Genomic DNA, 2,497 nt, shown 5'->3' with positions numbered 1-2,497 from the left:
GGACGGGGCGGGGTGGGCGGAGCACGGTTCGGTGCACTCGGTGAAGACCGACGGCGGCCGGGTGGTCTTCGAGCTGTACCCCGCCACCTGCGAGTTGGTCTCCGCCACTCCCGAGCCGGGGTGGGAGATGCAGACCTGGTCGCACGAGGTGTGGATCCGGGTGACCTTCTCCGACTCCTCCCGTTCGCTCTCGGTGTTCTGCGTCTGGAACGGTCACCCGCCCCGGATCGACCTGCACGAGGGGTGTGACCACCCACGCGGCGGTGTGCACCAGATGACGTTGCATCCACATCACTCTAATGGCGTACGGTGCCGCGCATGGCGCATGTGCTTGTGGTCGAGGACGATCCCTTCGTCCGCTCCGCTCTCATCCGGCATCTGACCGATGCCTCCCACACCGTCCGCAGCGTGGGCACCGCCCTGGAGGCGTTGCGCGAGGTGGCCCAACTCGACTTCGATCTGGTGATCCTGGATCTCGGCCTCCCCGATCTCGACGGTTCCGAGGCGCTGAAGATGCTGCGCGGGATCACGAACATCCCGGTCATCATCGCCACCGCCCGGGACGACGAGGCCGAGATCATCCGCCTGCTCAACGCCGGTGCCGACGACTACCTGGTCAAACCCTTCTCCGTGGACCACCTCTCCGCCCGCATGGCGGCGGTGTTGCGGCGCGCGGGGGCCGGCGGACCCGCCGCCCCCCGCGACGGGGTGGTGCGGGTGGGCGGCCTGATGGTCGACCCGCAGCGGCGTCGGGCCCAGTTGGACGGAACGCAACTGGATCTGACCCGACGTGAGTTCGACCTGTTGGCCTTCCTCGCCCAGCGTCCCGGCGTGGTGGTCTCCCGCAAGGAACTCCTCGCCGAGGTCTGGCGCCAGTCCTACGGCGACGACCAGACCATCGACGTCCACCTCTCCTGGCTGCGACGCAAGCTCGGTGAGACCGCGGCCCGGCCCCGCTACCTGCACACCCTGCGCGGGGTCGGGGTCAAGCTCGAGCCGCCGGCGGGCGCCGGACCCGGCCCGGAACCGGTCGCGCCACCCCCCGACCGGGGGCTTTCCGCATGAGATGGGCCCTGGTCCGCATCGCGCTCGCCGTCACCTCCATGGTCGTCGTCGCCTTCGCGGTGCCGCTCGGCATGGTCATCCAGCAGATGGCCAACGACCGGGCACTGAGCAACGCCGAGCGCCAGGCCGCCGCCATCGGACCGGCGTTGGCCATCACCTCCGACCGCGACCAGCTCGAACGCGCGGTGGCCAGCACCGACGCGGGAGCCGGGCGGCGCATCGCCCTGCACCTGCCGCAGGAGTGGTCGGAGAACCCCGGCATCATCGGCGGTTCCCGGGTCACGGAGGCCGACATCACCGCGACCGTCCGCGACGGCCGCGCCGTGTCGCTGTCGGTGGAGGGCGGAGTGGCGCTGCTCCAGCCGATCGCCGTGGAGGGGGGGCTGATCGCGGTCGTCGAGGTCTTCGTCCCCGACGACGAACTCTCCGCCGGTGTGGGCACCGCCAGACTCGTCCTGGCCGCCGTCGGACTGGCTCTGATCATCGGATCGGTCGCGGTCGCCGACCGCCTCGGCCGGCGCATGGTGCGGCCCGCCGAGGACCTGGCCGCCGCCGCCCGCGGCCTGGGGGAGGGTCGGCTGGGGGTGCGTGTCCCCGAACAGGGACCGGACGAACTGCGCCTGGCCGCCTCCGCCTTCAACGCCATGGCACGTCAGGTCGCCGGACTCCTCGCGGGGGAAAGGGAGATGGCCGCCGACCTGTCGCACCGGCTGCGCACCCCGCTGACCGTGCTGCGGCTCAACGCCGCCTCCCTCGGCGAGGGAACCGCCGCCGAGCAGACCCGGCAGGCGGTCGACCAACTCGAACGCGAGGTCGACGTCATCATCGAGGCGGCCCGCGAACACCGCACCGCGCTGCCGGAGGGGATGGGCGCCGTCCCGGTGGAGGACACCGATGTCACCGAGGTGATCCGCGAGCGGATGGACTTCTGGTCGGCGCTCGCCGAGGACGAGGGCCGGGAGGTCCGCCTGGCGGGGGTGGAGGAACCGGCCCGGGTGCCGGTGCCCCGCGCCGAACTGGTCGCCGCCCTCGACGCGATGCTCGGCAACGTCTTCCGACACACCCCCGAGGGCACGGCCTTCGCGGTGGACGTGCACAGCGGCGACGGCAGCAACGCCGTGATCGTGCTGGTCTCCGACGCCGGTCCCGGCATCCCGGACCCCGAGGCGGCGCTCGCCCGGGGCCACGGCGACGGCGGTCCCGGCTCCACCGGACTCGGCCTGGACATCGTGCGCCGGGTCGCCGAATCCACCGGCGGGGACGTGCGGATCGGGCAGTCGGTGCTCGGCGGGGCCGAGATCCGGGTGTGGCTCTCCCGCGACGGCCGGGTCGGCGGGCGGGACGGCGGACGGCACCGCGCCGTCCGTCGCCGCGCCCGGGCCTGAGGCGTCCGGTCGCGCCCCCGATCCGTCCCCTGTCTCTTATACAAATC

Annotated in this window: 2 protein-coding genes and 1 pseudogene; all 3 read left to right on the top strand. The window is 72.6% G+C overall.

Features of this window, described 5'->3' with window-relative positions; genetic code table 11:
* A pseudogene (locus tag FNQ90_RS19600) lies at positions 1-382 on the top strand (hypothetical protein); the annotation flags it as partial.
* Entirely contained in the window at positions 319-1,065 is a 747-nt protein-coding gene (locus FNQ90_RS19595; protein WP_153426736.1) for a response regulator transcription factor, read from the top strand. The pseudogene FNQ90_RS19600 and the gene FNQ90_RS19595, both read left to right, overlap by 64 nt.
* On the top strand, positions 1,062-2,450 hold the full coding sequence (locus FNQ90_RS19590; RefSeq protein ID WP_182607565.1) for a sensor histidine kinase: 1,389 nt from the start codon (positions 1,062-1,064) through the stop codon (positions 2,448-2,450). Before FNQ90_RS19595 ends, FNQ90_RS19590 begins: the two co-directional genes overlap by 4 nt.
* The last annotated feature ends 47 nt before the right edge of the window (positions 2,451-2,497 follow it).

Origin of the sequence: Streptomyces alkaliphilus (assembly GCF_014141535.1) — a bacterium.
In the GTDB taxonomy this organism is placed as follows: domain Bacteria; phylum Actinomycetota; class Actinomycetes; order Streptomycetales; family Streptomycetaceae; genus Streptomyces; species Streptomyces alkaliphilus.
Note: the sequence above shows the minus strand (reverse complement) of the source record. Positions and strands in the feature narration are given on the sequence as shown.

Excerpts from the sequence above, each read along its gene's own strand:
- FNQ90_RS19595 (WP_153426736.1), top strand. The coding sequence starts at position 319 with ATGGCGCATGTGCTTGTGGTCGAGGACGATCCCTTCGTCCGCTCCGCT.
- FNQ90_RS19590 (WP_182607565.1), top strand. The coding sequence starts at position 1,062 with ATGAGATGGGCCCTGGTCCGCATCGCGCTCGCCGTCACCTCCATGGTC.